Source organism: Kitasatospora sp. NPDC059146 (assembly GCF_042786665.1).
Lineage (GTDB): Bacteria > Actinomycetota > Actinomycetes > Streptomycetales > Streptomycetaceae > Kitasatospora.
Genome location: NZ_JBHZCY010000220.1, coordinates 5372 through 8008, shown reverse-complemented (window position 1 = coordinate 8008; position 2637 = coordinate 5372). Strand labels below are relative to the sequence as shown.

General features: G+C 75.4%; 3 protein-coding genes and 1 pseudogene. 3 read left to right on the top strand and 1 reads right to left on the bottom strand.

The genetic code is table 11. The features are described from left to right. From ACFXPX_RS42860 to ACFXPX_RS42850, 3 genes and pseudogenes are all read left to right on the top strand, one after another. A pseudogene (locus ACFXPX_RS42860) lies at positions 1 to 278 on the top strand (hypothetical protein); the annotation flags it as partial. A 152-nt stretch (positions 279 to 430) separates the two neighbouring features. Next, the gene (locus ACFXPX_RS42855) at positions 431 to 1324 is read left to right on the top strand and encodes a segregation and condensation protein A (RefSeq protein WP_380645017.1); all 894 of its coding nucleotides are present in this window, start codon (positions 431 to 433) and stop codon (positions 1322 to 1324) included. Positions 1325 to 1692: 368 nt separating this feature from the next. Then, positions 1693 to 2286, top strand: a complete 594-nt coding sequence (locus ACFXPX_RS42850) for an SMC-Scp complex subunit ScpB (protein ID WP_380645018.1) — start codon at positions 1693 to 1695, stop codon at positions 2284 to 2286. A 142-nt stretch (positions 2287 to 2428) separates the two neighbouring features. Here the strand turns inward: ACFXPX_RS42850 and ACFXPX_RS42845 are convergent. After that, a partial coding sequence (locus ACFXPX_RS42845) for a hypothetical protein (protein WP_380645016.1) occupies positions 2429 to 2637 on the bottom strand: 209 nt, incomplete at its 5' end.

Genomic DNA, 2637 nt, shown 5'->3' with positions numbered 1-2637 from the left:
CCGCCGAGGAGCAGGCCGGCGCCGCCGGACGCGCCCGGCCGCGCGGCCGCGCGCCGCGCCGCCCGAGCGGGCGCGAGCGGCACGACGAGAAGATCACCGTGTACGTGTCCGCCGAGGAGCTCATGGACCTGGAGCACACCCGGCTGGTGCTGCGCGGCGAGCACGGCCTGGCCGTGGACCGCGGGCGGATCGTCCGGGAGGCGATCGCGGTCGTCCTGGCGGACCTGGAGCAGCGCGGCGAGGCCTCGATCCTGGTCCGGCGGCTGCGCGGCCGCTAGGGCCCGCCTCCCGGGCCTGATTCCCGGGCCCGTGCGTCGGCCTGCCCCGGCCGCCGGTGGCGGCGTGCCGCGGGTCCGTGGCGGGCCGGTCGGCGGCGTGTCGCCGGGCCCGTGGCCGGACGGCCGGTGCGGGCGGGTGAAGATGGACCGCCATGCCGAGCACCGTCGAACCAGCCGCCAGCGCCGTGAACGCCACCGCCGTGAAGGCCACCGAGGAGGAGCCCCGGGGCGGCTTCCGGGTACGGCTGGACAACTTCGAGGGCCCCTTCGACCTGCTGCTCGGCCTGATCGCCAAGCACAAGCTGGACGTCACCGAGGTGGCCCTGGCCACCGTGACGGACGAGTTCCTGGCGCACATCCGGGCGATGGGCCCGGACTGGGACCTGGACGCGGCGACCGAGTTCCTGGTGGTGGCCGCCACCCTGCTCGACCTCAAGGCCGCCCGGCTACTGCCGCTGGCCGAGGTCGAGGACGAGGCGGACCTCGCCCTGCTGGAGGCGCGTGACCTGCTGTTCGCACGGCTGTTGCAGTACCGGGCGTACAAGCGGGCGGCCGCGCTGTTCGGCGAGCGCTGGGCGGCCGAGCTGCTGCGCCGCCCCCGGGCCGTCGGGCTGGAGCCCCGGCACGCGGAGCTGCTGCCCGAGGTGGTCATCACCGTCGGCGCGGAGCGGCTCGCCCAGCTGGCGGCCAAGGCGATGGAGCCCAAGCCCGAGCCGGTGGTGTACGTGGACCACATCCACGCCCCGCCGGTCAGCGTGCGCGAGCAGGCCGCGCTGGTGGTCGGGCTGCTCACCGAGCTCGGCGAGGCCTCCTTCCAGCAGCTGGTCGCGGACGCGCCGGACACCCTGGTGGTGGTCGCCCGGTTCCTGGCGCTGTTGGAGCTGTACCGGGAGCGGGCGCTGGACTTCGAGCAGCCGGAGGCGCTCGGGGAGCTGCGGGTGCGCTGGGTGGCCGAGGAGGGCCGGGGGCCGGTCGAGGTGACGGACGAGTTCGACCGGCCCGCCGACGGTGCGGAGCGGGCCGAGGAGGAGGACGGGCGGCGATGAGTGGTGGCGAGGGCGTCGGGAAGGGCGTCGGGAGGCCGGTGCGGCGCCCGCTCGGGCTGCCGGGGCAGCCGCGGGCGGAGGAGTGGCTGGAGCCGGCCTTCGAGCTGCTGCCGGAGCCGGTGGCGGCTCCGGTGGCGCAGGCAGCTCAGGAAGCCCCGGTGGCGCCGCCGGGTGCCGCCGCGGAGTCGGGGGACGGCGGGCCCCGGGTGGTGCACCAGAAGTCGGGCCCGTCGACTTCCGGTGCGACGGAGTCGACTGGAACGGAGTCGACCGGCGCGGAGCCGACCGGCGCGGAGGCGGTCGGAACGGATCCGCTGGGGCCCGGAGCGGTCGGGCCGGGGCTGCGGGCCGAGCTGGAGGCGATCCTGATGGTCGTCGACGAGCCGGTCGGCGAGGAGCGGCTGGCCGGGGTGCTGGAAAGGTCGCGGGCCGAGGTGGGCGCTGCGCTGCGCGGCCTGGCCGCCGAGTACACCGCCCAGGAGCGCGGCTTCGACCTGCGGCTGGTGGCCGGCGGCTGGCGGTTCTACAGCCGGGAGACCTGCGCAGAGGCGGTCGACCGCTTCCTGCTGGACGGCCAGCAGGCCCGGCTCAGCCAGGCCGCGCTGGAGACCCTGGCGGTGGTCGCCTACCGGCAGCCGGTGTCCAGATCACGGGTTTCCGCCGTCCGCGGTGTGAACTGTGACGGCGTGATGCGTACCCTGGTACAGCGAGGACTGGCGGAAGAGGCCGGATCCGAGCCCGAAACAGGTGCGATCCTGTATCGGACGACGAACTACTTCCTGGAACGGATGGGGCTCCGCGGCTTGGACGAGCTGCCGGAGCTCGCTCCCTTCCTGCCCGAGGTCGACGACGTGGAAGCGGAGTCCCTGGAGGGCACGATGATCGCGGAGGCGGTCTCCGCCGCTGCCGCGCAGGCCGCGGACGGCAGTGGCGAGGCCGATCGGGCAACGCCTGATCGGTAGGGGGAGGTGAGGTCGGCCGAGACGACCGCACATCCCAGACGGAACGACGTACGGACACTTTGATGCGTAGCAGTGGCAACGGCAGGAACGGCAGCGGCGGCGGTAGCGGTCGCGGCGGACAGGGCGGGGGTCGGGGCGGCTCCTACGGCGGCGGCAGCGGCGGCGGTCGCGGCGGTTCGGGCTCGGGCTCGGGTTCGCGCGGCGGTGGCTCGTACGGTGGCGGCTCGGGTTCCGGTTCGGGTTCGCGCGGCGGTTCGTACGGCGGCGGCTCGTACGGTGGCGGCTCGGGTTCCGGTTCGGGTTCGCGCGGCGGTTCGTACGGCGGCGGCTCGGGCTCGGGTTCGCGCGGCG

What these genes read in the sequence shown, in the direction of transcription:
- ACFXPX_RS42855 (WP_380645017.1), top strand. Translation starts at nt 431, where the DNA reads ATGCCGAGCACCGTCGAACCAGCCGCCAGCGCCGTGAACGCCACCGCC.
- ACFXPX_RS42850 (WP_380645018.1), top strand. Translation starts at nt 1,693, where the DNA reads ATGGTCGTCGACGAGCCGGTCGGCGAGGAGCGGCTGGCCGGGGTGCTG.